The sequence below is a fragment of the Maribacter algarum (ex Zhang et al. 2020) genome (assembly GCF_005885635.1).
In the GTDB taxonomy this organism is placed as follows: Bacteria; Bacteroidota; Bacteroidia; order Flavobacteriales; family Flavobacteriaceae; genus Maribacter_C; species Maribacter_C algarum.
Window position 1 is genome coordinate 1,417,423 of record NZ_VATY01000001.1, and the last position, 24,995, is coordinate 1,442,417.

Annotated in this window: 22 protein-coding genes and 1 tRNA gene; 9 read left to right on the forward strand and 14 right to left on the reverse strand. The window is 37.8% G+C overall.

Going from position 1 to position 24,995, the window contains the following annotated elements; genetic code table 11:
* The first annotated feature begins 17 nt into the window (after positions 1-17).
* The 3 genes from FEE95_RS06015 to FEE95_RS06025 all read left to right on the forward strand — a co-directional run bounded on the left by FEE95_RS06015 (position 18) and on the right by FEE95_RS06025 (position 1,498).
* Complete coding sequence (locus FEE95_RS06015) at positions 18-962, forward strand: PorP/SprF family type IX secretion system membrane protein (protein WP_138656919.1); 945 nt, start codon at positions 18-20, stop codon at positions 960-962.
* 57 nt (positions 963-1,019) lie between these two features.
* Positions 1,020-1,382: a dihydroneopterin aldolase gene (gene folB / locus FEE95_RS06020; protein ID WP_138656920.1), complete on the forward strand. Its 363-nt coding sequence runs from the start codon at positions 1,020-1,022 to the stop codon at positions 1,380-1,382.
* Between the two features lie 45 nt (positions 1,383-1,427).
* Positions 1,428-1,498: transfer RNA gene (locus tag FEE95_RS06025), tRNA-Cys, on the forward strand.
* A 33-nt stretch (positions 1,499-1,531) separates the two neighbouring features.
* Here FEE95_RS06025 and FEE95_RS06030 read toward each other — a convergent pair.
* From FEE95_RS06030 to rnr, 3 genes are all read right to left on the reverse strand, one after another.
* On the reverse strand, positions 1,532-2,218 hold the full coding sequence (locus FEE95_RS06030) for a LysE family translocator (RefSeq protein WP_138656921.1): 687 nt from the start codon (positions 2,216-2,218) through the stop codon (positions 1,532-1,534).
* Between the two features lie 84 nt (positions 2,219-2,302).
* A complete protein-coding gene (locus FEE95_RS06035; protein ID WP_138656922.1) occupies positions 2,303-2,986 on the reverse strand; it encodes a head GIN domain-containing protein in 684 nt (227 codons plus the stop codon).
* Between the two features lie 69 nt (positions 2,987-3,055).
* Entirely contained in the window at positions 3,056-5,251 is a 2,196-nt protein-coding gene (gene rnr, locus FEE95_RS06040) for a ribonuclease R (RefSeq protein ID WP_138656923.1), read from the reverse strand.
* 611 nt (positions 5,252-5,862) lie between these two features.
* Here rnr and rpiB point away from each other — a divergent pair.
* From rpiB to FEE95_RS06060, 4 genes are read left to right on the forward strand one after another with little or no spacing between them, the layout of a single operon-like run.
* On the forward strand, positions 5,863-6,294 hold the full coding sequence (gene rpiB / locus FEE95_RS06045; protein ID WP_138656924.1) for a ribose 5-phosphate isomerase B: 432 nt from the start codon (positions 5,863-5,865) through the stop codon (positions 6,292-6,294).
* A 3-nt stretch (positions 6,295-6,297) separates the two neighbouring features.
* Positions 6,298-6,720, forward strand: coding sequence for a Fur family transcriptional regulator (locus FEE95_RS06050; protein ID WP_138656925.1), 423 nt, complete (start codon positions 6,298-6,300; stop codon positions 6,718-6,720).
* Between the two features lie 33 nt (positions 6,721-6,753).
* Positions 6,754-7,677, forward strand: coding sequence for a cation diffusion facilitator family transporter (locus tag FEE95_RS06055; protein ID WP_138656926.1), 924 nt, complete (start codon positions 6,754-6,756; stop codon positions 7,675-7,677).
* Positions 7,677-8,120: a GNAT family N-acetyltransferase gene (locus FEE95_RS06060; RefSeq protein ID WP_138656927.1), complete on the forward strand. Its 444-nt coding sequence runs from the start codon at positions 7,677-7,679 to the stop codon at positions 8,118-8,120. Before FEE95_RS06055 ends, FEE95_RS06060 begins: the two co-directional genes overlap by 1 nt.
* 33 nt (positions 8,121-8,153) lie before the next feature.
* On the opposite strand, the gene FEE95_RS06065 is transcribed toward FEE95_RS06060, so the two are convergent.
* From FEE95_RS06065 to rffA, 6 genes are all read right to left on the reverse strand, one after another.
* Positions 8,154-9,278, reverse strand: a complete 1,125-nt coding sequence (locus FEE95_RS06065) for an aminotransferase class I/II-fold pyridoxal phosphate-dependent enzyme (protein WP_138656928.1) — start codon at positions 9,276-9,278, stop codon at positions 8,154-8,156.
* 82 nt (positions 9,279-9,360) lie between these two features.
* Entirely contained in the window at positions 9,361-10,302 is a 942-nt protein-coding gene (locus tag FEE95_RS06070) for a glycosyltransferase family 2 protein (RefSeq protein ID WP_138656929.1), read from the reverse strand.
* 29 nt (positions 10,303-10,331) lie between these two features.
* A complete protein-coding gene (locus FEE95_RS06075) occupies positions 10,332-11,105 on the reverse strand; it encodes a hypothetical protein (protein WP_138656930.1) in 774 nt (257 codons plus the stop codon).
* Between the two features lie 93 nt (positions 11,106-11,198).
* A complete protein-coding gene (locus FEE95_RS06080; protein ID WP_138656931.1) occupies positions 11,199-12,863 on the reverse strand; it encodes a cellulase family glycosylhydrolase in 1,665 nt (554 codons plus the stop codon).
* 283 nt (positions 12,864-13,146) lie between these two features.
* Entirely contained in the window at positions 13,147-14,883 is a 1,737-nt protein-coding gene (locus FEE95_RS06085) for a hypothetical protein (RefSeq protein ID WP_138656932.1), read from the reverse strand.
* Between the two features lie 5 nt (positions 14,884-14,888).
* Positions 14,889-16,019 carry a dTDP-4-amino-4,6-dideoxygalactose transaminase gene (rffA, locus tag FEE95_RS06090; protein WP_138656933.1) on the reverse strand — a complete coding sequence of 377 codons (1,131 nt, stop codon included), beginning with the start codon at positions 16,017-16,019 and terminating at the stop codon, positions 14,889-14,891.
* 240 nt (positions 16,020-16,259) lie between these two features.
* On the opposite strand from rffA, the gene FEE95_RS06095 reads away from it, so the two are divergent.
* Complete coding sequence (locus FEE95_RS06095; RefSeq protein ID WP_138656934.1) at positions 16,260-17,438, forward strand: C40 family peptidase; 1,179 nt, start codon at positions 16,260-16,262, stop codon at positions 17,436-17,438.
* Between the two features lie 6 nt (positions 17,439-17,444).
* Entirely contained in the window at positions 17,445-17,996 is a 552-nt protein-coding gene (locus tag FEE95_RS06100) for a DinB family protein (protein WP_138656935.1), read from the forward strand.
* 9 nt (positions 17,997-18,005) lie between these two features.
* Here FEE95_RS06100 and FEE95_RS06105 read toward each other — a convergent pair whose 3' ends face one another.
* The 5 genes from FEE95_RS06105 to FEE95_RS06125 form a co-directional block, all read right to left on the reverse strand.
* A complete protein-coding gene (locus FEE95_RS06105; protein ID WP_138656936.1) occupies positions 18,006-19,067 on the reverse strand; it encodes a Gfo/Idh/MocA family protein in 1,062 nt (353 codons plus the stop codon).
* A 12-nt stretch (positions 19,068-19,079) separates the two neighbouring features.
* On the reverse strand, positions 19,080-21,188 hold the full coding sequence (locus tag FEE95_RS06110; protein WP_138656937.1) for an outer membrane protein assembly factor BamB family protein: 2,109 nt from the start codon (positions 21,186-21,188) through the stop codon (positions 19,080-19,082).
* A 146-nt stretch (positions 21,189-21,334) separates the two neighbouring features.
* Positions 21,335-21,802 (reverse strand): hypothetical protein, encoded by a 468-nt coding sequence (locus FEE95_RS06115; RefSeq protein ID WP_138656938.1) that lies wholly within the window; start codon positions 21,800-21,802, stop codon positions 21,335-21,337.
* A 246-nt stretch (positions 21,803-22,048) separates the two neighbouring features.
* A complete protein-coding gene (locus FEE95_RS06120; RefSeq protein ID WP_138656939.1) occupies positions 22,049-22,951 on the reverse strand; it encodes a hypothetical protein in 903 nt (300 codons plus the stop codon).
* A gap of 9 nt (positions 22,952-22,960) precedes the next feature.
* Positions 22,961-24,994, reverse strand: a complete 2,034-nt coding sequence (locus FEE95_RS06125) for a six-hairpin glycosidase-like protein (protein WP_138656940.1) — start codon at positions 24,992-24,994, stop codon at positions 22,961-22,963.
* Position 24,995: the final 1 nt, after the last annotated feature.

Sequence of the window (24,995 nt, forward strand, 5' to 3'; positions counted from 1 at the left end):
CTTAACCTAAGAAAACCATGCGCAACAAAATATTAACCCTACTGTTATTCTTGTCAGCCTTTGCCATGAAAGGTCAAGAACTTACGATTCCACAGTTATCTCAATATTTGGCGGACAATCCTTTTGTGATGTCACCCACTTATGCCGGAATTGGAGATCATGTTAAAATTCGTATCAACGGACTTACGCAATGGGTAGGTATCAAAGATGCGCCAGACACACAATCCTTAGCTGCAGATATGCGCGTTGGCGAACAATCGGGGCTGGGAATGATGCTTTATAACGATAGTAATGGGGAAACTAAACAACGTGGTGCAAGAGTATCTTTTGCGCATCACTTGACTATCGATCGCTACGATGATAAATTCTTGTCATTCGGTCTTTCGTATAATTTCAACCAGTTTCGTATTGATATTGAAAACTTTGATGCTCTAGATCCAAGTGTAACAGATGATAGGGCCACCACCAATCATAACTTTGATGTGGGCGTGCTATATCGTTGGGATAAATTCTACATAAGCGCAAATGCTTCGAACATTATCAATAAAGACCTTACCAAGTTCAATCCTATTTTTGAGCCAAACCGTCTGCGTAACTACTATCTCTATACAGGATACCGTTATAAAAAGAACAAAAACAGTGATTTCGAAATTGAACCATCGGTTTTCTTTCAGCTTTTTGAAAGTGACGGAAGATCAGTTACTGATTTAAACGTCAAGTTCAGGTGGTATGATTTTGAGGACTACTACTACGCAGGTGTTACCTATCGTTTTTTAAATGATCAAATCGGTGACCCACTATACGTCGCGCCTCTCATTGGTTTGAAAAAGAACAAATTTTACTTCGGATATTCTTACCAGGTAATTTTAAATGAAATCTTAGGATATAGTACGGGTACTCACGTGGTAACTCTAGGAGTAGATCTTTTCCAAGGAATCAGTAATTGTCGTTGTACTTACTAATTAGACAATTCTTTAGTTTTCTAGTCAGATTGATTTAAGTTTGCCAAAAGCTTCATTTTGGGAAAAATCAAAGTTGAAAATATTCGTGTGTATGCAAATCATGGATGTTTACCTGAGGAAACTAGCATTGGCAGTGACTATCTAGTCGATGTACTGGTAAAAGCCAATCTTAAAAGGGCTTCCAAATCAGATGATTTAGCAGACACAGTGGACTATGTTCATATCAACCAAATCGTCAAAGAGGAAATGAAAATTGCTTCCAAGCTTTTGGAGCATGTGGGCAAGCGGATTTTAAATAGAATATTCTCGGAAATTTCAATGGTAAAAAGGGCGAAGGTGTCCGTAACAAAAATCAACCCGCCAATAGGCGGTGATGTAGAAAAAGTTACAGTAGTCTTGAAAGAAAAAAGGAAGGTTTAAGTTTTCCCAAAGTTAAAAAACATATTACCTTTGCGGTTCAAATTTGGCATCGTGGCCGAGTGGCTAGGCACAGCTCTGCAAAAGCTTGTACAGCGGTTCGAATCCGCTCGATGCCTCTGAAAGGCTTCATAGAAATATGAAGTCTTTTTTTATTCGCGAATACGTTCGATTTCCTCGATTCCCTTTTCAATATTGAATTTATCCTTTGGTAGAAATCCTTTGGTAATTAAAACCACTCCACAGATTACCAAGATGACGCCAAGTCCTTTTTTGATTAAATGGATTCTTTCGGGAGTGAGTTTTCGTTTGAGTTGTTTTGCGAGAAGTATCTTAAAAACATCCGTTATGAAATAGGCCAATAACATTGACCCAAAGAAAACTCGAATGCGAATAGGGTCATTATCAACACTTGGACCAACAATAATGATAATTCCTAACCAAAAAACTAAAACGCCAATATTGATAAAGTTGAGCAAAAAGCCTTTTACAAAAAGCCCTAAGTATCCTTTTTTAGCTGTAGAAGTTTCCTCTTCGGTATGCTCAGGTTTCTTTTTTGTGTCCTTCTTTACAAAAGTGGTAATTCCATAAACCAAAAGTATTACTCCCCCAAAAACATAAAGACCGGGTTGATTGCTTAAGTTTTCTAAAAGTTGAAAACTACTAAAGTAGGCAACAGTAATGAAGAGAACATCCGCAAGAAGAACCCCTAAATCAAAAACAATTGCGGCACGAAAACCTTTAATTGCACTAGTCTCTAAAAGCACAAAAAAAACAGGCCCAATCATAAAGCTTAAGAAAAAGCCTAATGGAATTGCCGCCTGTACGTCTTCTAACATGTTTTTTTAAGGCTTTAGATGCTAGACGTTAGACGTTAGACACCTTTTTTGAATTTTTACAAAATTCAAGTGTATTAAGATTTGCTATTGCATTCTGGTTACTTTTCCACCGAATACCGTCTTCTCCTCCATTTTTGCTGGGTCTCCATAAACAAGAACCTCTCCTCCTGCCTTTACAGTTGCTTTAACATAATCAAAAGCATGAATTTCAGCACGAGAACCTGCGTTTACATTTACTGTGGAAAATTTTGTTTTTAGGTGTTTACCTTCATAAACACCTCCTGTGTTTATAGCTACATCTTGTAAGTCAGAAGTACCAGCTGTTTTGATAACACCACCTGTTACTGTTTTAATCAATAATTGCTCTACTTCAGCTTTAATATCCAATTCTCCACCTTCTTGTGCTTTTAATTCTAAAACATCTTGCTTTATAGTTTCTTCTGAAATAATTCGAGCGTCTTCATTAACATCAATGACAATAAGTTGTTCTGAATAATATAAATCTATAAAAGTTCGATAACCACTAAAAATTTTATGTATTTGCATACGGAGTCTTAATACACCATCCTTGTTCGCTATAGCAACATTCGCTGTATTTGCTCCTGTAATAACAACTTTGTTCACATCGGATTTAATAAGATTAACTGATAGTCCATCGAAAGCCTTTACTTCGGTAAAAGTCTGAAGGTCTTTAGTAATCTTTTCGTCTTGCGATTGCAAGCTTTGTAGCGCGAAAAACGATACTAAAAGTACTAGTATTTGTCTCATCACATTTTATTTAGGTTGTTCATCATCCCTTAAACAAAATCCGTTCCAAATTTGGGAGTAAAAACGAACTTATTCATGCTTTCCAATAAGGGCAAAATCCAGGTGACGTTTTACTAAGTCAGAGTTTTTGACCATTACTATCACTTCATCACCAAGAGTATATCTTTTATTAGTGCGTTCACCAACAATTGCATACTCCTTCTCATCAAATATATAATAATCCCCTTTTATATCACGAATACGTACCATGCCTTCGCACTTATTTTCGATAATCTCCACATAAATCCCCCATTCGGTAACTCCAGAAATCACCCCAACGAATTCTTGGTCCTGGTGATCTTGCATAAACTTGATTTGCATATATTTTATCGAATCGCGTTCCGCACTAGAAGCTAGATATTCCATATCCGAAGAATGTTTACACTTTTCTTCATAAATTTCTGCTTTTGGTGAAGCTCCTCCATCCAAATAATGCTGTAACAAACGATGCACCATCACATCGGGATAACGACGAATTGGTGATGTAAAATGGGAGTAATAATCAAATGCTAATCCATAGTGGCCTATATTTTCGGTGGTATATACCGCCTTACTCATACTTCGTATCGCAAGGGTGTCTACTAAATTCTGTTCTTTTTTACCTTTTACGTCTTCGAGAAGCTTGTTTAGAGACGCGCTAATGGACTTTTTATCCTTAAAGTCTAATCTATGCCCGAAACGAGAAACGATTCCGTTAAGCGCTATTAATTTATCTTCATTCGGATTATCATGTATGCGATATACAAATGGCTTTGTAGGTTTTTGTTTTCCTATGAATTGTGCCACTTTTCGGTTAGCCAATAACATGAATTCTTCAATCAGTTTATTCGCATCTTTAGCTTCTTTAAAATAAACACTAGTAGGTTCAGCTTTTTCATTCAAATTAAATCGAACTTCAACTTTATCAAAAGAAATTGCCCCTTGATCCATACGGGCAGCCCGCATTATTTTTCCTAATCTATCTAAAGTTAATGTTGCATCAACAACTTCTTTTGAAACTGAATATTTATCACCTCTTATTGAAATATCCTGAGGAATATTGCCATTGCCATTTTCGATTATATATTGCGCTTCTTCATAGGCAAATCGTTCGTCAGAATCGATTACAGTGCGTCCGAACCATTCGTTTTTAATGTTTGCTTTATCATCTAATTCAAAGATGGCTGAAAAAGTATATTTTTCTTCGTTAGGCCTTAGCGAACACGCATTGTTTGATAAAACTTCAGGAAGCATTGGTACAACTCTATCGACTAAATAAACAGAAGTTGCACGATTATAAGCTTCGTCATCCAAAACAGTTCCTTCCAGTAAATAATGAGAAACATCCGCAATATGAATTCCAATTTCATAATTCCCATTTTCTAAAACTTCAAAAGAAAGTGCATCATCAAAATCTTTTGCATCTTTAGGGTCGATTGTAAACGTTAAGGTATTTCGCATATCCCTACGTTTTGCAATTTCTTCCGGTTTAATAGAAGTATCCAACTGGTCTGCATAACGTTCTACTTCCAAGGGAAAGGAATAGGGTAGTCCGTATTCTGCTAAAATGGAATGTATTTCTGTATCATGTTCTCCAGGTTTCCCTAAAACTACGGTAACTTTTCCGAAAGGAGAATCCGCATTATCGGGCCATTCTGTTATTTCTACAATAACCTTATCGCCATCATTTGCTTTCCCTATTTTATCCTGAGAAACAAAAATATCAGTGTACATTCTGAAATCCGTAGGACGTATAAATGCAAAAGTCTTCTGCATGTCTACAATTCCAACAAAATCCTTTTTATTTCGCTCAACTATTTTTGTAATCTCACCCTCTAGTTTTTTACCCTTTCTTCTTGGGAAAATATAGACTTCAACTGTGTCTTTATGAAAAGCTTTTTTTAATTTGTTAAAGGGGACAAATACGTCATCATCCATACCTTCAATAATGATATAGGCATTACCTCTCCCTGTTATATCAACTATTCCTGTATGGTAAGTTTTTGTGGAAACAATTGCTTTATAACTTCCCCTGCTTTCTTCAATAATTCGTTTACTTTCTTTAAGTTGAACTAGTTTTTTAATAAGTATATTTCTATCGTGAGCCTCTGTCACGCCTATCTTTGCAGCAATTTGTTTATAATTAAAGCTCTTTTTCGGTTCTTTTTCTAGCACCGTAAAAATCCCTTTAGTTATTTCGTTTTTTCTATGGTTTTTAGCCTTTTTGTTTTTCTTCTTTTTAGACATTAAATTTTCTTGGTATTCAAGTGGTAAGTTATAAATCTATTCCACTATGTTCTTTGATATAGGTTTCTTAGTTATCCTCAAAAAGGTTATGAACACATATATCAATATATTCTTTTTTCTTTTTAAATTTTAAATAAAAATGATGGTTATTATAGGATGTTAATAATGGAGATAAAAAATTCAAAGAAAACTTGCTTTGAACCGATTTTAAAATTTATTGACATTCTTTACAACTGGAATCATTTTAACAATCAGTTGTTTAACATTTTTATCAACCTATCTTGATAAGTGATATCAACACAAAATTTGTAATAAGTAATTACAAAGGTAGTGTTAACTTCTCAATCTGAAGGCTTGATATCTTTCTGTTAATTTCTGAGAAGTAAATTGTGGATTCTTGGTTGAGTTTTGTAAAGCACTTTTGAAATGGATTAACAAAACTTAAAAGTGAGTTTTTGTTGTAACGTTATCAACAATTTTCAAAGGGAATCTAAACAACAAATTAACCGATTTAAATGTCAAATTTGAAATAAGTGTTGTCAACAGATGAATAGTTGTGGTGAAACGCTTTCATTTGTACATTTGTATTACTAACCTAACTTTTTGATGTGATGAAAATAGCTATTGGTAATGACCACGCAGGTACAGAATATAAACTTGCTATTATAGGTTTATTGAAATCTAAAAACATTGAGGTAGCTAATTTTGGAACTGACGGAACCGATAGTGTAGATTATCCTGATTTTGTTCACCCAGTAGCGAAAGATGTTGCTGATGGAAATGTAAACAAAGGTATTATTATCTGTGGAAGTGGTAATGGTGCTTCGATGACCGCAAACAAGCATCAAAAAGTACGTTGCGCATTATGTTGGAACAAAGAAATTGTTCAATTAGCACGCGAACATAATGATGCTAATATTTTAAGTCTTCCTGCACGTTTTATTTCATTACCACAAGCTTTGGAAATGGTAAAAATGTTTTTGGATACTGAATTCCATGGCGGACGGCACGAGCGTCGTATTGAGAAAATACCCTGCTTATAGATTATGAGTTCTTCTACGGAAACTTCGCTTTTAAGCAAAAAAGGAATTTCTGTAACACCTATCCGCTTATTAGTACTAAAAACCTTTTTGAAAAATTCTCAAGCTTTTTCTTTAAAAGATTTGGAAGAAAAACTTTTCTTTTCAGAACGCTCCACGATTTTCAGAACACTACAACTCTTTGAGAAAAAGGGAATTCTACATGAGATTATTAGTTCTGATGGAATTAAAAGTTATGCACTCTGTTCTGATTCCGAACATGAAAACCATAATGACCAACATGCGCATTTAAAATGTAGGAAATGCAATTCTGTTTTTTGTGTTTCTTTGGATATTGAACACTTTTTTTCAGCAAGCAATGATTATCAAGTTGATGACGTTCAGATTTTTATAAATGGAATCTGTAAAGCTTGCAACTCGGTTGCATAAGATTAGCTGTATTTTTGATTAAATTTAAATTTAATGGGTCATTCTCACCATCATTCACATAGTCACGGCCATCATCATCCTGATTTAAAGGGGCGAAATCTTATTATATCTATTTTTTTAAACATTCTGATTACCATTGCACAGGTAATCGGAGGATTAATTTCCGGAAGCCTTTCTTTACTTTCTGATGCACTCCACAATTTTAGTGATGTACTTTCTTTGATAGTTAGTTACATTGCTAATCTTCTAGCAAAAAAACCATCTTCTACAAATAAGACTTTTGGTTATAAACGTGCTGAAATTATTGCCGCTTTTGTAAATGCCTCGGCCCTGATGATTGTTGCTGTTATTTTAATTATCGAGGCAATCGAGCGTTTTCAAAACCCTCAGGAAGTGGAATCGAATCTGGTAATTTGGTTGTCTTTATTAGGAATTGCCGCAAACGGATTCAGCGTTCTCCTTCTAAAAAAAGATGCAGATAGCAATATGAATATGAAATCTGCTTATTTACATCTGTTGACCGATATGATGGCATCAGTCGCCGTTTTGGTCGGCGGAATCTTAATGAAATATTTTCAGTGGTTTTGGGTTGACCCAGCTCTTACTTTAGCTATTGCTATTTATTTAATTTATATGGGATTTGATTTGTTGAAACAGTCTACCCGAGTACTTATGCTTTTTACTCCTGAATCAATTAAAGTTCAGGAAATTGTAGAAGCGATAAAAAAAATAGAGCCTATTAAAAATGTTCATCACGTTCATGTTTGGCAATTAAATGAAGACGAAGTGCATCTAGAAGCGCATATCGATTTTAATGAAGATATTCGTTTATCGGAATTTGATGCTATTTTAGAGCGAATAGAAGAAGAGGTATATCACAATCACGGCATCAACCATGTCAATATTCAACCAGAATTTGGGAAATGTGATAGCAAACAAGTAATAGTACAAGACTAATGTTAGATATTTCGGTTAAAACATTTGATGAATTAACAACCGCTGAATTGTATGATTTATTACAATTGCGCTCTGAAATATTTGTTGTTGAACAAGACTGTGTATATCAAGATATGGATGGCAAAGACCAAAAAGCGCTTCATATTATTGGAGTTAAAAACGACAAAATTGTTGCTTATGCTCGAATTTTCAAAGGTGGTGATTATATGGCGCAAGCAAGTATAGGAAGAGTCTTGGTCAAAGCTAGCGAGCGTCAACACAGTTACGGACGAGATATTATGGAAACCTCTATCAAAACCGTGGAAGAACGATTCCAAGAAACCTCGATTGCACTTTCTGCCCAAAGTTATTTGAAACGTTTTTACAACTCTCTTGGTTTTATAGAAAAAGGAGGGGAGTATTTAGAAGATGGTATTCCTCACGTTATGATGGTTAAAGGGTAATTTTTCAAATGGGCTCGTTCAAAAACCCCTTCTTTAAGCTTTAACTAAATTAGCAACCACAAACTTTTCAAATTGCTCCAGCGCCTTAGGCATTATGGTTCTACCAAAACCGATTCTAAAAAAACCCCCGAAATCATAAACTCCACCTGGAAGCAACAATACACTTTGCTCTTTTAAAACCCTTTCTGCAAATGCCATATCATCCGTGTCAAAATGCATTTTCACCAAAGCAACTGGACCCGCATTAGGTTTATGCCACGAGAACAAGTCATTATATTTTTCAAAAAAGGCATCATAGAGCGGCAAGTTTTCTTTGATGATATCTAAGTTTCGTTCTAGAATTTTCTTTCGATTTCTAAGGGCAACCCCAGCTAAAAATTCACTTGGACCAGCATTGCAAATGGTCGTATATTCCTTTAGAACGGCAACTTTTTCTAAGATTTTTATGTTTTGGGAGGCAATCCAACCAATTCTTAACCCCGGCAAACCGTATGATTTTGACATAACACCTACGGAAACACCATTTTCATAGGCATCTGCAAAAGCAGGAATAGCATATTCAGGCTTATGCTCTAATTCTCTGTAGACTTCATCGCAAAATATGATACTATCATTTGCCCTTGCAATTTCAACGATTGCCTGTTGTTCTTCTTTTGAAAAATGAAATCCAGTTGGATTATGAGGTGCGTTGAGGAAAATTGCCTTGGTTTTAGAGTTCACCATACTTTTTAATTTTTCAATATCGAAAGTGGGTTTGTCACCTTTATATTTTACATTCCAGTGAGCAACCTTACAACCTATACTTTCAGGTACCGACTGTAATGATTGATAACAAGGCGATTGTACTATTACTTCATCATAAGGCTCAAGGTTTGCTTGTGCGAACAGAAAAATAGGCTCTTGAGCACCGGTACAAACCAAAAGATTTTCGGGATTTATAATCGCATAGATTGAAGCAATATCACGCCTTAAATCAGGATGTCCTTTTGATTCGGTATACCCCAACCAGAGATTATGAAACTTATCTTTGGCATCTTCCTCAAAAGAAAGCAAATTATTTATGGTCATAGCCTCTGAATCCGAATTACAAAGTGAATACCTTGCAGAAAATTCGTTGACGGTATAATATCGCTCTAGTTTGAATGGTTTTATTTTCATGGAGATTGTTTTTAGACAAATGCGCAGCGTATTGTTTTAGGATAAATCTACATTTAAAGAATCGATCGATAGGAGCAATGTCTTATTCAATGTTAACCACTTTGGAAATGATATACAAGGGCCTACCTTTGACCTCATTAAATATTCGGCCCACATAAATACCGATTACCCCAAGCACCGTTAATACCAACCCGCCAACAAACCAAATGGAGAAAACCGTTGTTGTAAAACCGGGCACTTTAATAAAGCCGAGATAAAATGATAAGACATTATAAATGGCAATTGCAAATGATAAGGCTGAAACTATAAAACCTAGGCTCGTTATCATTCGCAAAGGCTTATTGCTATTTGAAATAATAACGTCGCCCGCCAATTTAAAAAGGGTCGCAAAAGTATAAGATGACCTTCCGTCAAAACGTTCCGAATGCTTAACATCAATAGCACAAGATTTGAAGCCTAGAAACTGAACTAAAGATGGAAAAGAACGCGCTCCTTCCCCCATTTTGTTATATTCCTGAATTACTTTCGCTCTGTAAATACCAAAATTGGCAATGCTTCTATCAGTGTCCAAGCCACTAAGGTAATTATAGGCACGATAAAACAAACCAGTGGTAACGCGCGTGGTGAACTTATCTTTTCGATCCGTTCTACGGGCAAGAACGATGTCCCAACCCTCTAACGCTTTGTTGTATAAATTTGGTATTTCATCTGGGCGGTCTTGAAGGTCACAGTCCATGACAACAACCCAATCTCCTTTTGCAAAATCCAACCCCGCCGATATCGCATAATGTTGACCAAAATTACGGCTCAAGTGAACGCCTTTTACACGATAATCCTTTTCTGAGGCATCTTTTATCTTGGTCCATGAATTATCCGGAGAACAATCATTTACCAAGATAATTTCAAAATCCGCCGTGAAGGGCTCTACTGCAGCTCTAATCTGCTTGACCAGCTCACCTACAATAGTCTCCGCTTTATAAACAGGAGAAACTATAGAGATTAAAGGTTGGGTAGTGCTGTTCATATTAGTTTTCTTATGCCGAAGCTAGATAGTTATAATGATAAGGGTGTGAATTTGATGAGTTTTGATTGTAATTCTTTCATAAATGCGACTTCATTTTCAGACCTTCTCTTCGTATAGGTTCTATCCACAATGTTGAAATAGGATATCTTCTCTGGGTTCTCAATTTCATCTCGACTCTCAATTAATTTAATATCACTTGAGATACGAAACTGAGACATCAACCCCCTTTTTTGTTCTATTGTCAAAGGTGTGAACTGTGGTTTGATTTTGTCCGTGAGGTCCTTAGCCGGGGAACCTCCATATATATGATTTTCTTTCATATCGTTGGTGACCACACTTCCCACAAGCGCCATTGACTTATCCTCAGCAACAATAGGAGAGACAATACAGTGGCCAACAAACCAGACATCTTTCCCAACCGTCAATGGATTTGAACTTTCGTAATTACAGCCCTCCAGAGGATCGCCATATCGAATGTGGCTCCACAATTGAGAATAGGCGCCAATACCGCAATTATCGCCTATTGTAGTTCCGCCAATGCTGTCAATCAAAGATCCTTGACCGATCCATGCATTATGCCCGATGCTTAAAGGTTTGTATCCATGAAAATTTGTATGATGGTGTACTTTACAATAGTCGCCGATTCTGAAATCATCGACCAGTATTTGAACATGGTCACCTATATAAGTGTTATCACCGATGTAGACTCTTTTTGCTTTTCCGTTGGCGCCTCGAATGCTAGCGGAGGGGGATATAACTACGTTTTCACCCAATTCAATTTCATCCGCTTCTATATTGTTCATGTATAAGTAATAATCCGTGTTTACGCGCAATTTATTAAAAAACTAGGCATAACGGTACCTTTAATAGTGGATAAATAATACTGAAAGAAAGAATTAATTCAAATTCGCCTTGAACCAATCGATTAAGGGTTGATTAACATTAGAAGGGTCGGGCAAGCCGCCACCCAAATAAAGCCCGAAGGCATCTTCATGATAGGCGTGATAGGTAAAATGAATGTTATTCTGTTTCAGAATATCAACCATGTCGGCTACCCAAACCAAACCGCCCTTATTATTTTCAAAACAAGGCGTACCTGCCCCAAACTCGCCCATGTAAAGTACCGCATTTCGTGCCGCTGCCCATTCCGCAATGTTGCCTAAGAAGTTTTCTAAAAAGGCTTTGTTCCGTTTAAGTAAAGGACCATCCACCTTATAAAAATCCAACCGTATTTTTCCACCATCTGCACCCATAATATTTTCACCTTTCATCCAACCACTGATTTGATACGAATACCCTTTTTTTACTTCAAATCGTCCCTCGTAGAAACTTAGATTGCTATCCCCAGTGGTACCTTGAATATAAAGACTACTTGTATCATTATGGCCTTCTATGGTTGAGAGCCCTTGGCTTCCTGAGCCGTTTAAGCTCCAAAAGTTCCAGCCATCTAGACTATTGAGATTGGCTTGGTAAACATCACGAACAAAATTACCATCCGAATCAAATTCTTTGACTACAATATCGTCAAAATAAGCACGTCCACCCACATCTGCTGCTATCAAGGCAGGAACACCCAATGCAATTTCAGTATCGCTTACCGTGTATTGTACCCCTTCAAAGAAAGTCCAGTCTGTATTACCCGCTGGTAGACTCGGGTTATCAAAAGTAGCGGTGTACCATTCTGAGTTATCCACCTCGATGAGGTCTTCGTCAGGGTATTTTCCACCATCCCCTAAACCTGCAAATTCTAAAAGCTGATGTGAATAGAAAAAAGGCTCATAACCATGGAACTCGTAAATCAGATTTTCTCCACTTACGACGGGAAAGTTAAAATTCTCGTCTTTTGTAAAATTTCCCTGTACGTAAATCGCCTGTTCAATAAAAATAATGTGGTTTTTATTGACCTCTCTAATATCGTCGATAAGACGTTGGGCCAAAATATTCCACTGGCTCATAGATTGAGAAGGCACTGGCTCATTGACAGGTCCGAAACCGGCAATCTGAACCTCATCTTTATAACGTTTGGCAATTTCCTTCCAAAGCGCCGCCAACCTGTTTTGGTTTTCTACATTGTCCCAAAGCGCATTTCCTTCACCTTGCGACTGATAACCTCCTTGAGGCGCATGCATATTAAGAACCAAATAAATACCATGTTTTTTCGCCCACTCGATATTTTGGTCGAGCCAATCCCAACCTGATTGTTTAAAGACATAGGGGTTGGTATCATCTTCAAAATAGCGGTAGTTCATGTAAAACCGAATAGCGTTCATACCCATATCTGCAACACGCTGATAGTCAATTTCGGAATGATGCGGTTCTATGTTATTGAACCATATGAAATTATTGAAGGCAACCCCCTGCAAATAAACTGGATTTTGGTCGGCATCTACTAATTGCGTACCATTTAACTGAAGTAAAAGATTTTCTGTATTTTCTTCTCCTTGATCTAAGGATTCATCAATAACGGGATCTGGCATTTGGTTTGACGGAGGTGCATCGTCATTATTGCTACAGGAAATAAAAAATAGAAAGAGGCAACTATACAAAAAGCTGAATTTCATAGCAGGAACTTTTATTTAAATATACGGAAACAGGCTTACACATGAATTTTGAAGTATAAAAATGACACATTTGAAAAACCGACCTCAGAGTCGGTTTTTAGTTTACAAAGAGGAATGCAAAAAAGCGAAACCTCCCTAAAAGAGTAGGTTTTATCGACGAAAGACCGGTTTAAAATATATTCCTCTGTTGAATGGAATAACCTTTAAACCAGATAGTCTGTAAAAAACTAGTTTTGATGGGTGCCAATTCTATGAATATCATGTTTAGGTGAGAAAAACCCAACTATTTAGATACGTGTTGATACACCTCTAAAGTGATGTTGGTATTGTTTCGTGGATAAAAACACTCGAAGCTTTTGATTTTTAAATAATCTGCCTTGAAATCGATGCCTTTCTCTGCAAAACATGATATTACTTTTTCCGTCAACGGAAATTTTTCAGGTATCATAAAAAGGATGTTGTCAGACGTAATCTGAGATTTGGTAATAATTAAACATATTTTTTCGTCATCTGACTCATTGAACCACTCCAAGGAATATGGTTTTTTATCCAACAAAAGATTTACTCCCATCATGCCAGAATAAGTGAAAATATATTCTGAATCAATGGTTTTTAAAGATTTTAGGTTTTCGGAAAGTTCAAAAACAGCTGTGTCTACTTTCAAGTTGTTCAGTGCATCTACCCCGTAGAGCTTATTTTTGTTCCCATCTAAGGGAGATAATCTATAGGGCCGTAGAACTGTACCTGAAATAACTTGCGAAGTGGCGATTAGCATCATAATACCCAATATAATATAGGTATACCATGTAGCTTTGGAGCTTTGGATTACATAGTAAATCAATAAGAAAACAAATACTCCATAAAAAAGAATTTGAGCTGAGAGTCCATTGTTGGTGCCTATAGACCCGGCAACGGGAACACTCAATAACCCCAAAAGAAATATAAAATTGATTTTTTCAGATTCAATGTTTTGATTTAACAATACGAAGACGAAACCAAAAATGAATGGAATCAACATATGATATCTATACTGAATCCCTCCTTTCCAGTATTCGTTATGAACGATAAATACCAAAAGAATTATTATGCCTAGTATCTTAAATAACTTGATAGGCCACGTAAATGTTTCGTCTTTACTTTTCCTCGAATAAACCTTGGCGAAAATGTAGAGAATTAAAATGCTCAAAACCGGAAACAGCAGTTTTAAAAAGACCATTTCGGCATTGGTATAGTATTTATTCCACAAATAGGAAAATGTATGTGTCGAGTCGGTATTCGCCAGACCAAACAATTGTTGCAAATGCGTATCCACTGTTTCAGGGATGGGTCCTACACCGCGACTTACAAAAATCAACATACCCAGTATACCCAGAACAAAGGTTATAATAGAACCAGGACTAAGTTTTGGTATTCGTTTTTTTTGAGAATTTTGGATGTAGCGCCAATACAATTCTCCAAACAAAACCAGCGGAAGCAATATCAAGTTGGTCGCTTTTATAAAAAACAAGAGTACAAATAAGCCTCCGAGTATGGCCCAACAGAGATTTTGGGCTTGCTTCTTTGATTTTAGGTTTAGTAACCAAAAGCCAATAACACAGGCTATTAAAATGGAAGACATTGTATTATAAGATAAGGCCATTGGCGTCCAAGTATAACTCAACAGCATCCCGCTGAGAATTACATTGAAAAGGATAAACCTTCCGGGCCAGCTTGCCGGCGCCTTGTGTTTTGCAATACCGATATACAAAACAAGAGAAGCAAGCAGTGTTAAAAAAAGCCGCAGTAAACGCACTCCTGTTAAGCTAAGGTCTAAGAAAGAAAAAAATCGTCCGTAAATGAGATGAAAAGAAGCAGCTGATAAATCTGGAGAAGAATTAAAATACCGATATCCCAAATAGTAAAAGCTTTCATCACTCAGCTCCAAACCTCGATAACTGGCCCATACAATTACGCCTACGGCACTTAAGTTGAACAATCCAAGGAGAATGGAAAAAACAAGATTTGGCGTTTTATTTGGCATATGCACTAACTAATGAAATAGTTTTTGCTGATTTCAATTACTTCGGTTTGCTCCTCTGCAGAAAGGGAATAAAAGAAGGGGAGACGTACAATACAATCTGCAAACCGATTGCTGTTTTTTAATACTCTTCCATCGTGCTTTTCCGCAAAAAACGGACTTTTATGTAAGGATAAGTAGTGAAATACAGAAAGGATGCTTTTTTCCTTAAGCGTTGTGATCAATCCGTCTCTTTGGGCTTTATCGGAACAAACCAAATAGAACATATGTGCATTGTTCGTCGCAAAATCAGGAATTACAGGAAGTGCGAAGGTCATTTTATCCTGTAGCTCCGAAAAGGACCCCAAATAGGTATTCCAAATACGCTTTCTAACTTCTTGGATTGTATCAAGATTTTCAAGTTGCGCAAATAGAAAAGCTGCGATCACTTCGGATGGCAGAAATGAAGAACCAATATCCACCCAAGAATATTTTTTAACTTCTCCTCTAAAAAAAGAGGAGCGGTTCGTGCCTTTTTCCCAAATAATTTCAGCGCGCCCAAGAAACCTATCATCATTGACAGCTAGCATTCCTCCTTCACCACTAATGATGTTCTTTGTTTCATGAAAAGAAAAAGTGCCAAGGTGACCAATTCCGCCTAAGGGCTTGCCTTTGTAAAAAGAATCAATGGCCTGAGCAGCATCCTCTATTACAAAAAGGGAGTTTTGATTTGCTATTTCCATAATAGGATCCATATCACAAGCAACACCTGCGTAATGAACAACTACAATTGCCTTCGTCTTACGAGTTATTAACTTTTCAAGTTGATTAGGATCTAAATTGGGGTTGTCAAGGCAACTATCGGCAAAAACGATTTTAGCTCCTCTTAGCACAAAAGCATTGGCTGTAGAAACGAATGTAAAAGATGGAACAATGACTTCATCCCCAGGCTTTATATCAATGAGAATGGCAGCCATTTCCAAAGCATCTGTGCACGAAGTGGTGAGCAAACACTTTTTGAAACCGTAACGCTGTTCAAAAAATCCTTGACACTTTTTGGTGAAATCACCGTTCCCAGAAATTTTCCCTGAAAGTACGGCCTGCTCGATATAAAGGGTTTCCATTCCTGTTAGAAATGGTTTGTTAAACGGTATTTTCATAAAAAGTGCATTACTCCCTTCCTACGAAAATACTGCTTTCATCGGATTCATTTTCAGAGTAAGTGTTTTTATTCCTGTATTTCCATTTTGGAGGTGTAGGGTAGAGATGATTGTATTGAAAAACAATAAGGAGCGATGCTTATTGAAATATTTAACACGATTTTGATTGTCAAGCTAAAAAAATGCTCAAAAAAAGAACTAATTTTCCACAAGAATTGATAAATGAGTAAGATGAAACGTATGAAAAAATTCTTCACCTTTGTGCTTATAATCGTATTTTTTGGTGCTTGTGCTGAAAAGCAAAACAAGGAGGCATTGGTTAACGAGATTTTAGCCATAAAAACAAAATTCGCCCCAGACAAAAGAGTGGCCCTTTTCGATATTTCCGCAGCACAAGAAGGGGGTGCAATGGTATTGAAAGGTGAAACCAACCTTCCGGATGCGGTTAACGCACTTATGGAAAAACTGAATGCGGAAAACATTGCTTTTGTTGATAGTATTCAGCTCCTACCTTCAAAAGAAACGCAGGGTAAAACTTACGGATTAATTAATAATTCGGTTTCGAATCTCAGAAGTAATCCTAAACATTCCGGAGAACTAGCAACACAGGCTACTTTGGGCACTCCGGTAAAAATATATAAAACGGAAGGTGATTGGTATTACATTCAAACACCGGACAAATACCTCTCTTGGGTTGATGGAGGCGGAATAGTTTCGCTAACCGATGAAGACTACAAAGCATGGAAATCCTCCGAAAAAGTCATTTATACCAAAACTTACGGACATTCCTATATAAAGCCCGATGCAGATTCGCAAGTAGTAACCGACTTGGTTGCTGGTGGAATTTTGGAGTTTTTGAATGAGCAAGATGATTATTACGCTGTGAAGTACCCCGATGGTAGAATCGGATATGTCAGTAAGAAGGAATCACAGCCCTATGCGCAATGGATAGCCACTATGAATCCATCCGGGGAATCATTGCTGAAAACCTCAAAGACCCTAATGGGAGTACCGTACTTATGGGGAGGCACCTCTAGCAAAGGAATGGATTGCAGTGGCTTCACTAAAACCATCTATTTCTTAAATGGGATGGTAATTCCAAGAGATGCTTCTCAACAAGTTCACACTGGAAAACAAATCGATGAAAACCGAAGCTTCGAAAATTTAGAAAAAGGGGATTTGTTATTCTTCGGTAGAAAAGCAACAGACTCTGCAAAGGAAAGGGTTGTACATGTGGGTATGTGGATTGGTAACAACGAATTTATTCATGCTTCAAACCAAGTACGTGTGAGCAGTATAGATCGAAATGCTGAGAATTTTGACGAATTCAACCTGAATCGATATTTACGCTCCAAACGTATTTTAAAAGAAGAAGACAAAGATTTGATTGATTTGAAACAGACCTCTGTATTTAAATAAAAGATTATGAAAAAAACAGTCTTTGCGCTATTCATGCTGATAAATTCGGGTATCTCTGCCCAATATGAAATGAAACCCGCCGAAGGCTACACTCATGATATAGGACTAGTAGTTGCCATGTTAGAAGATTTAAAGAATAGAATTACAGCTGAGGTGAAAGATTTAAGCCAAAGTGAAACCGACTTTCTATTCGATGAAAAGGCGAATAGCATTGGCTCTTTATTGATGCATCTGGTAGCTACAGAGGCATATTATCAAATAGAGACATTGGAAGGGCGAAAATTGACTGAAGAGGAAGAAAAACGCTGGGGTATTGGAGGAGAGTTGAACGAGGAATCAAAGAAAAAGCTTCAGGAAAAACCTATTAAGCACTACTTAAATCTTTGGGATGAAGTTAGACAAAAAACCTTGGCAGGACTCAAAACCAAAGATGATACTTGGTTTGCCTCTGAAATCGACGAAGGCTTAAACTATCATTGGGTGTGGTACCACGTGATGGAACATCAAGCCAATCATATGGGACAAATTGCTTTGGTAAAAAACAGATTGCTAAAATAATTCAGTTTTTTATAATTCAACCGTTCTACCTGTTCGGAAAGACTCATCCGCAGCCAAAACAATCCGAAGACTATTTACGGCATCACGCAAGTGATTGCTTAAATTTAAATCTTCTTGAATGGCTTTTAAAAAGTATTCTTGCTCTAAAAGACAAAGTCCATCGTGATCAGGCTCTTCTGAAGTGTCGATGAATTCATCAGGCTTGGTGAAATTTCCATTAGTGTCAGTAGCGCTATGGTGCAATTTCAAAGCTCCGGTTTTGGAATGATCATCCACACTGTCCGAATCACCCTTAGCTTCATCTACAATTGAAACACAACCTTTTGGGCCGATAACATCTTTTACAAAAAAAGCAGTTTCGCTCATCATGGGCCCCCAACCAGCTTCATACCACCCTACAGAACCATCTTTAAACCGGACTTGTAACTGTCCGTAATTATACATTTTTGAGTCAATTTCATCGGAAAGGCGGGCACCTATTGCGCTTACACTTATAGGTTCAGATTGTGTCATCAGACACATCACGTCCACATAATGGACACCACAATCTACAATGGGAGACATGGAGTTCATGAGTTGTTTGTGCGTGTACCAATTGTCACCAGAACTTTGTTGGTTAAGATTCATTCGCATTACCAAAGGTTTTCCGAGAGTACGCGCAACCTCGACAAACTTGGCCCAAGCAGGATGCACGCGAAGAATATAACCTACCACCATTTTTTTGCCCTTCTCCAAAGCTAAATCAACTAACTCCTGCGCATCCGAAACGGTCAAGGCCAAAGGTTTTTCAATAAAAACATGTGCATCGTTATTTAAAGCCGTTTTGACATAATCATAATGTGTATCGGGATAGGTGTTTATCGAAACCGCATCCGGATTCGTTTCTTTCAAAGCCGTTTGATAATCACCAAAAGTAGGATAGCCTCCTAGCTCTTTGGAAAGATTTTCTCGACTTTCAGGTTTTCTGCTCACAAGACCTACGATTTCAAATCCATCCATTTGATGATAAGCAAGCGCATGGGAGGTTCCCATATTTCCACAGCCTACGACTACTATTTTTAGTTTTTTCATGTGTAAATTCCTTTATTCTAACGCAAAAGCAATAATCTGATTTCCTTTCTCCGTTCCTAATTTTTCGCCCCCACAGGCGACGGCAATATATTGTTTACCATTGACTTCGTACATTGCTGGTGTTGCAAAAGCGGCTGCGGGTAGTTTGTATTCCCAGAGTAAATCGCCGGTATATTTATTAAAAATCCTAAAATAGCCATCCTTGGTGGCGCCGATAAAGAGGAGTCCGTTTTCGCTGACCACAGCTCCGCCGTAATTTTCAGTACCAGTACCTTTTCCAGCTTCACCCAATTGTGGCGTATCCCCAAAAGGAATTGACCAAATATATTCGCCGGTGTTTAAGTCTATCGCATGCATAGTTCCCCATGGAGGGGAAATACCTGGGAGGCCCTTACTATCTAAAAATTTATTATATCCTGTATGTTTGTAGTTTACACCATCAGTTGACTTGGTAATTTTTTCAGCTACACTATGCTGTAATTCCTCTTCGTATAAAAACCGAAGTAAAGCATCCATTTCATCTTTTTCGATTTGAGGGAAACCAGTCATCATTCCTTTTCCGATGGTAATGATATCAGCGACCTCTTTTTTGTCTTTTCGCAATTGTAAATCTAGCAATGAAGGAAATCCGCTAGCTTCCAATCCTTCTCGATTGGTTTGATGACAACTAGCACAATAGTTTTGATAGGAGACCTGTCCTTTTGGAGTGTTTTCAGCAAGTTCATCTGCAAGACCCAGTTGAAGATTCCAAGCCATTTCATTGGAATTTATATAAATGATTCCGTCCTCGGGGTCTGCAGCGGTCCCTCCCCACTCGGCCGCACCGTCATATCCTGGAAGTAAAAAACTAGGCATTAAAGCTGGTGGGGCATATTGACGTTTATCCGAAGCCTTAAAAATTTCCAATAGTTCTTCTTTGTTTTCTGCGAAGGGGCTAATATCGGCTTCGGTTAAATTTTGCGACTGTCTCGCAAAGGGCTTGGGTATAACAGGCAGGGGCTGCGTTGGCCATGCTTCTTCACGGTTAATAGTAGAATTTGGCATTGGTACTTCGGCAATATCAAATAAGGGTTTACCCGTAATCCGATTAAAAACATAAACATAACCTTGTTTGGTAACCTGCGCCACGGCAGGAATTTTTCTGCCGTCACGCTCCACCATCAAAAGATTAGGAGGCGCAGGAGGGTCACGGTCCCAAATGTCGTGGTGTGTAAATTGAAAATGCCAAAGGCGTTTTCCCGTATTGGCATCCAATGCCAAAAGACAATTGGCATATAGATTACTTCCCAAACGGTCACCACCATAAAAATCGGGTGCAGCGGAACCTGTAGGCACATAAATGATTTCAGCCTCTTCATCGACCGCCATTCCAGCCCAATTGTTGGCAGCACCAACTATTGGACTTTCCCTTGGGTCTGAGCTCCAAGTCTCGTAACCCTCTTCCCCTTTTTCTGGCAGGGTATGAAAAACCCATTCAACTTTCCCTGTAATGATATTGAAAGCGATAATGTCTCCCGGAGGAGCGCCGGCACCTTCTGATAAACGCAATGGCATAACAATAATATCTTTGAAGACCGCACCAGGAGTATTTGAAATCACGAACTTGTTTTGAGCGGATTTTGGCATTCCTGAACGCATATCGACTTTTCCGTTATCTCCAAAGGAAGGAATAGGTTTCCCAGTTAGGGCATCCAAGGCGAAAAGATTAGAACCCCTTGTACATAGAATTCGTTTATCATTGCCTTTTTCCCAATACGAAACACCCCGAGAAGTCGAATGCCAGACCTTGACGGAATCACCAAACTGCCAAATTTCTTTTCCAGTTTCGGCATTTAGCGCAACAACTCGTAATGCCGCGGTAACTCCGTATAAAATAGAATCAACGACAATAGGGTTCATTTGCATTTGTCCAAAATCGGTGGCTTTGTATGACCAAGCAACTTTCAGGTTTTGAACATTTTCAGGTGTAATTTGTGAAAGCGTAGAGTAGTGGCTTCGGCCTGAGTCTCCCAAATAAGAAGTCCATGTGGTGTATTCTTTTTTGGCAGTATTTTTTTCTTCGGGATGGCATCCCACTATCATTAATACCAATACAACAAACAGGCATTTTTGTGATGACATCGAATTTAAAATTTTGATTCCTATTTAAAAGTAAGCAAAAAGACAATGTTCCCAAATCAGAATAGCACCAACATTTTTTTTGAAAAAATAATCAGCGCTTAACGCCATATGAAGTTCTGAAAACCTCTTTGTCCTAAGATTCCAGTTTACTGCTTAAGGTAAAACGTGATTTTAGTACAACCAGTGTTAGACTCCCTAGTTGTTAAGATAAGTGTGTTGCCGACTATTTCCATTGTTGCGGTACTACACTCTTGAGCTACAGGCCCTTCATCTACGCAAAGCTCAAGGCTACGGCCACTTAAGCTGAAAGTACCCGCAGTTGATAACGAGATTGGAATTGCTAAGAGTACACTACTTCTACTTCTACTGAAAACACCAGAGTCAAATATGTATCTTTCAAAACGGCAAAGAAATTCTGGGTCGTCTGTGCATGGTTCATTCGAAATAAAGTCGCTGTTCTTAGCGGAATTGTCTCTTGAATCGTCACAGTTTCTTAATTCCGTGGCCTGCATAATCCAAGTCCCCTCAAAGGAAGCATCAGGTTCACCCTTACTACATGAAATTAACATAAAGGAAGAAAAGAAGAAAATCGCATAAAAACTCATATAATCCATAACCAGCGTTTTAGGGATTTCTTCAGCTGGCGCAAGGATCGGGCTATATGAGCACCGAAGTTGAAACCAAAGAAATCGATTACATTTTTGGTTTTAATGGCACTTTGACTATTGAAGGTAGGGAAACCAAGCCTGAAATATGTTAAAAGATGGCTAAAACTCGAAATTAAAGCGGAAATTTTTAATGCTGATGTAACGCAATTATTCAATATGAGCTTTTAAAGCGTTGTCCATATTAAAAAATTATTAGCAGATGGCCGTTAAAAAAAGCAATTGCTTTATAAACCATAAAAACGAAAGTCCAGGAGCGTCATTTTTGATTTTTTCTTTGATATAGAAACGAGCTTCTGCGCGATTCCAGGCCAAGATTACGGACTTGTATTCAATATCCTTAGAGATTGCATAGATTGTCTTAAGTTGTTCTATTTGTAAGGCCAGTTCTTCAATACCGCGATATTTTTTTCCTTCTCCATAGAGTTTTTCTACAATCTTCCTATCCTTAGAAATTATACTTTCGGGAGTTTTTTCAAGAATGCATTGTAAGGTGTTTTCATCCGAAATTTTTCGAAGCATGTCTTGAAGTTCTTCTTGATAAAGGTAGTTGGCCCCACCATGCGCCTCATTTAATTCGTATCCATATGATTGTACGTGATCATCAGGAGTCATATTGATTCCGAAAGGGATATATGATAAATTGATTTTGGTGTCTGTGCCTTTTTGAGGAATTACAGCTTCTAAAAAGAAAACCGAAGAGGTGATTTGATATTCTGTACTTTCCGATTTAGGAAGGAACGTCTGAAGGCCAAAATTTTCTGGTAAGATTGTATGAAGCTCCTTATTTGATGATAATTTTTTGCGCCAGCTACAACCATCCCATTTTGTTTGCAAGGTCGTATACGCTCCACTAGAATTTTTAAAAGCGCCAACAGCAGTTTCAGTATAACATCCGCAACCTTCCTCTGTAAAAGCAACTTTTAAATAGCCATTTTTAGAGTCGTCGACAATTTCATATCGACCGCCATGTTCTTCGTTTGGATTGATTTTACCTCCTACTTCGTCCCATAGTAGATTTTTTAGTGACTGTTTTTGAGCCTCGACGGAATACGTTGCTATCAAACTAAATACAATGCATAGCGCTATGGTTTTCATAAAGGTTTACTATTTGAAGGTATAAGAAATAGGCATATCTAGGTTTGACGAAGTTTCAAGAAGAGTTTTCCCATTAGTATTATCAACTATTCGAATGGTTGCCATTTCACCATTTCGCTCTATTTCAACATCAAAATTTTGTCTAAAGGCCTTGATATTGCGAAGTGCCATTTTATCCCAACCTTTTGGTAATCTCGGCATGACGGTAAAACTATTTAACCCGGTCGGATTAATACCAAACATTCCTTCAACAAATACTCGGGCATACAATCCACTCTCCGCAGATAAATGTGCCATGCTTCCTTCAGGAAAAGCTTCAACAACATAAGGAACTCTTGCTCCCAGTAAACGTTCTTTCGAAAACTCTTCTAGTTTATTAAGAGAAACTTCTGTGGCTCCCGCAAGTAGTGTTCCGCGAAGGGCATAGAGCGTCCCACGGTCCCAAAAAATTTCAGAAACTTCAGGATTGGGATTATTCTTTTCTACATGTACGCCGTTGCCAGACCAGAGGCGCTCGAATAAGGCTTTAATAGTATCGTCTTTTCTGTCATTTATGCCAACTACTAGCGGCATGCAGATCCAGTGACGAAGGGTTTTGTGTCCGTCGTAGTAACGATAGGTTTCCAATCCTTCTATATTTGCTCCGAAATAGTTTTCAATCGCTTTTTTAAGAGCTTTCGATTGTCTTTGATATCTTTTCAATGTAGATTTTGATTTCCCAATAGACCTTCCTAAATCCGTGGCGTGTCGTAAAGCCCCATAATATAATGCTGAGGTAGATAAATTGGCAGTACCAGTTTCAACACGACCTTCCATCTCATCAGATTCTGATTTTACAACACCTTCTTTGTTCAATTGTCTATTGCTGTATTCTAAACACCAGCTTATTAGTGGCCATAATTCATTGGCGACTTTTTTATCTCCAGTGGCTAACGCAAATTGACTCGCACCATAAGCTATCATGGCTGCATCACCTCTGTCTAGAGGTGAAGGCGGCGGAAGCCCTTCAACTTCAAAAGCGTAGGGAAGCTTGGTATATTCAGGATTTGTCATTTTGGCAAAAGCGCGATACATATTCATAGCCGATTCGTCCCCAGTGCTATATCCCAAATATGGAAAAAATGGACTTACATATTCTGCTTGGTCGTTGGCCCAAATACCGACGTAGTAACGACCTCCTCCAGGTGAGTGAATCAGTCCTAATTTGGACTCAAAAATACTTTCAGAAGCTCTGATTTTTGAAAACTCAAATAGGGTGTTCAAAATAGGGTTAGGTGTTTCTAGATTCAAAGAACCTGACATTTGTTTCAAGAAAGCTTTACGTTCATAATAAGTTTCTTTTGCTGATTTGGATGGAGTTTTTTCGTTATTTAAGACGGCAGCAATACGAACTGAAAAAGTGATAGAACCTTTGGGCTCTAGAGTAAATTCAGAAGGTGCATCTGAAGAAATTAATGTGATGAATTCACCATCAGTTCCAAGAGTTTTGTATTCAAGGGCTCTATTTTTTGCTTGAAAAGAAATAGTCTCTTGGCCAGCATTGATAAGGGTCAATTTTTCTAAGAACAAACGTTCTGAACTTGATGGGAGAAAAGAGCGCTTTAAAACTATACCTGATGTTGAAGGAAGGTGTTTAAAGTGCAACATTCCATTAATTACAACTTTTTGAACTGGCCCGGGAGCAAACTGCTTATCCCCAACAAAAAGATTTGGAAGAATCGCGTCAGAATAGGTGTCTTTTAAATAGGAACGATATACATACCAACTTGGGTCATTTTCTTTGATAAAAGGATGCAATTGTGGAAAGAACACCTGACGGTCAATAGCCAGCTTACCCAAAGAATCAATAGCATAGGAAACGATTCCTGCAACACGTTTGCCCGCCATTTCGATATTGTCTGAATAGGCTTGAGATGTGCTTCCATCAAAGACGCGTTCGATTTCTGTAGACGAAACTATGGTCCATTGATTATCTTGAGCAATAGATTGCCACCCAAGGAAAAGCAAAACAAAGGGTATTGATAACCGGCACGATTTTATCATG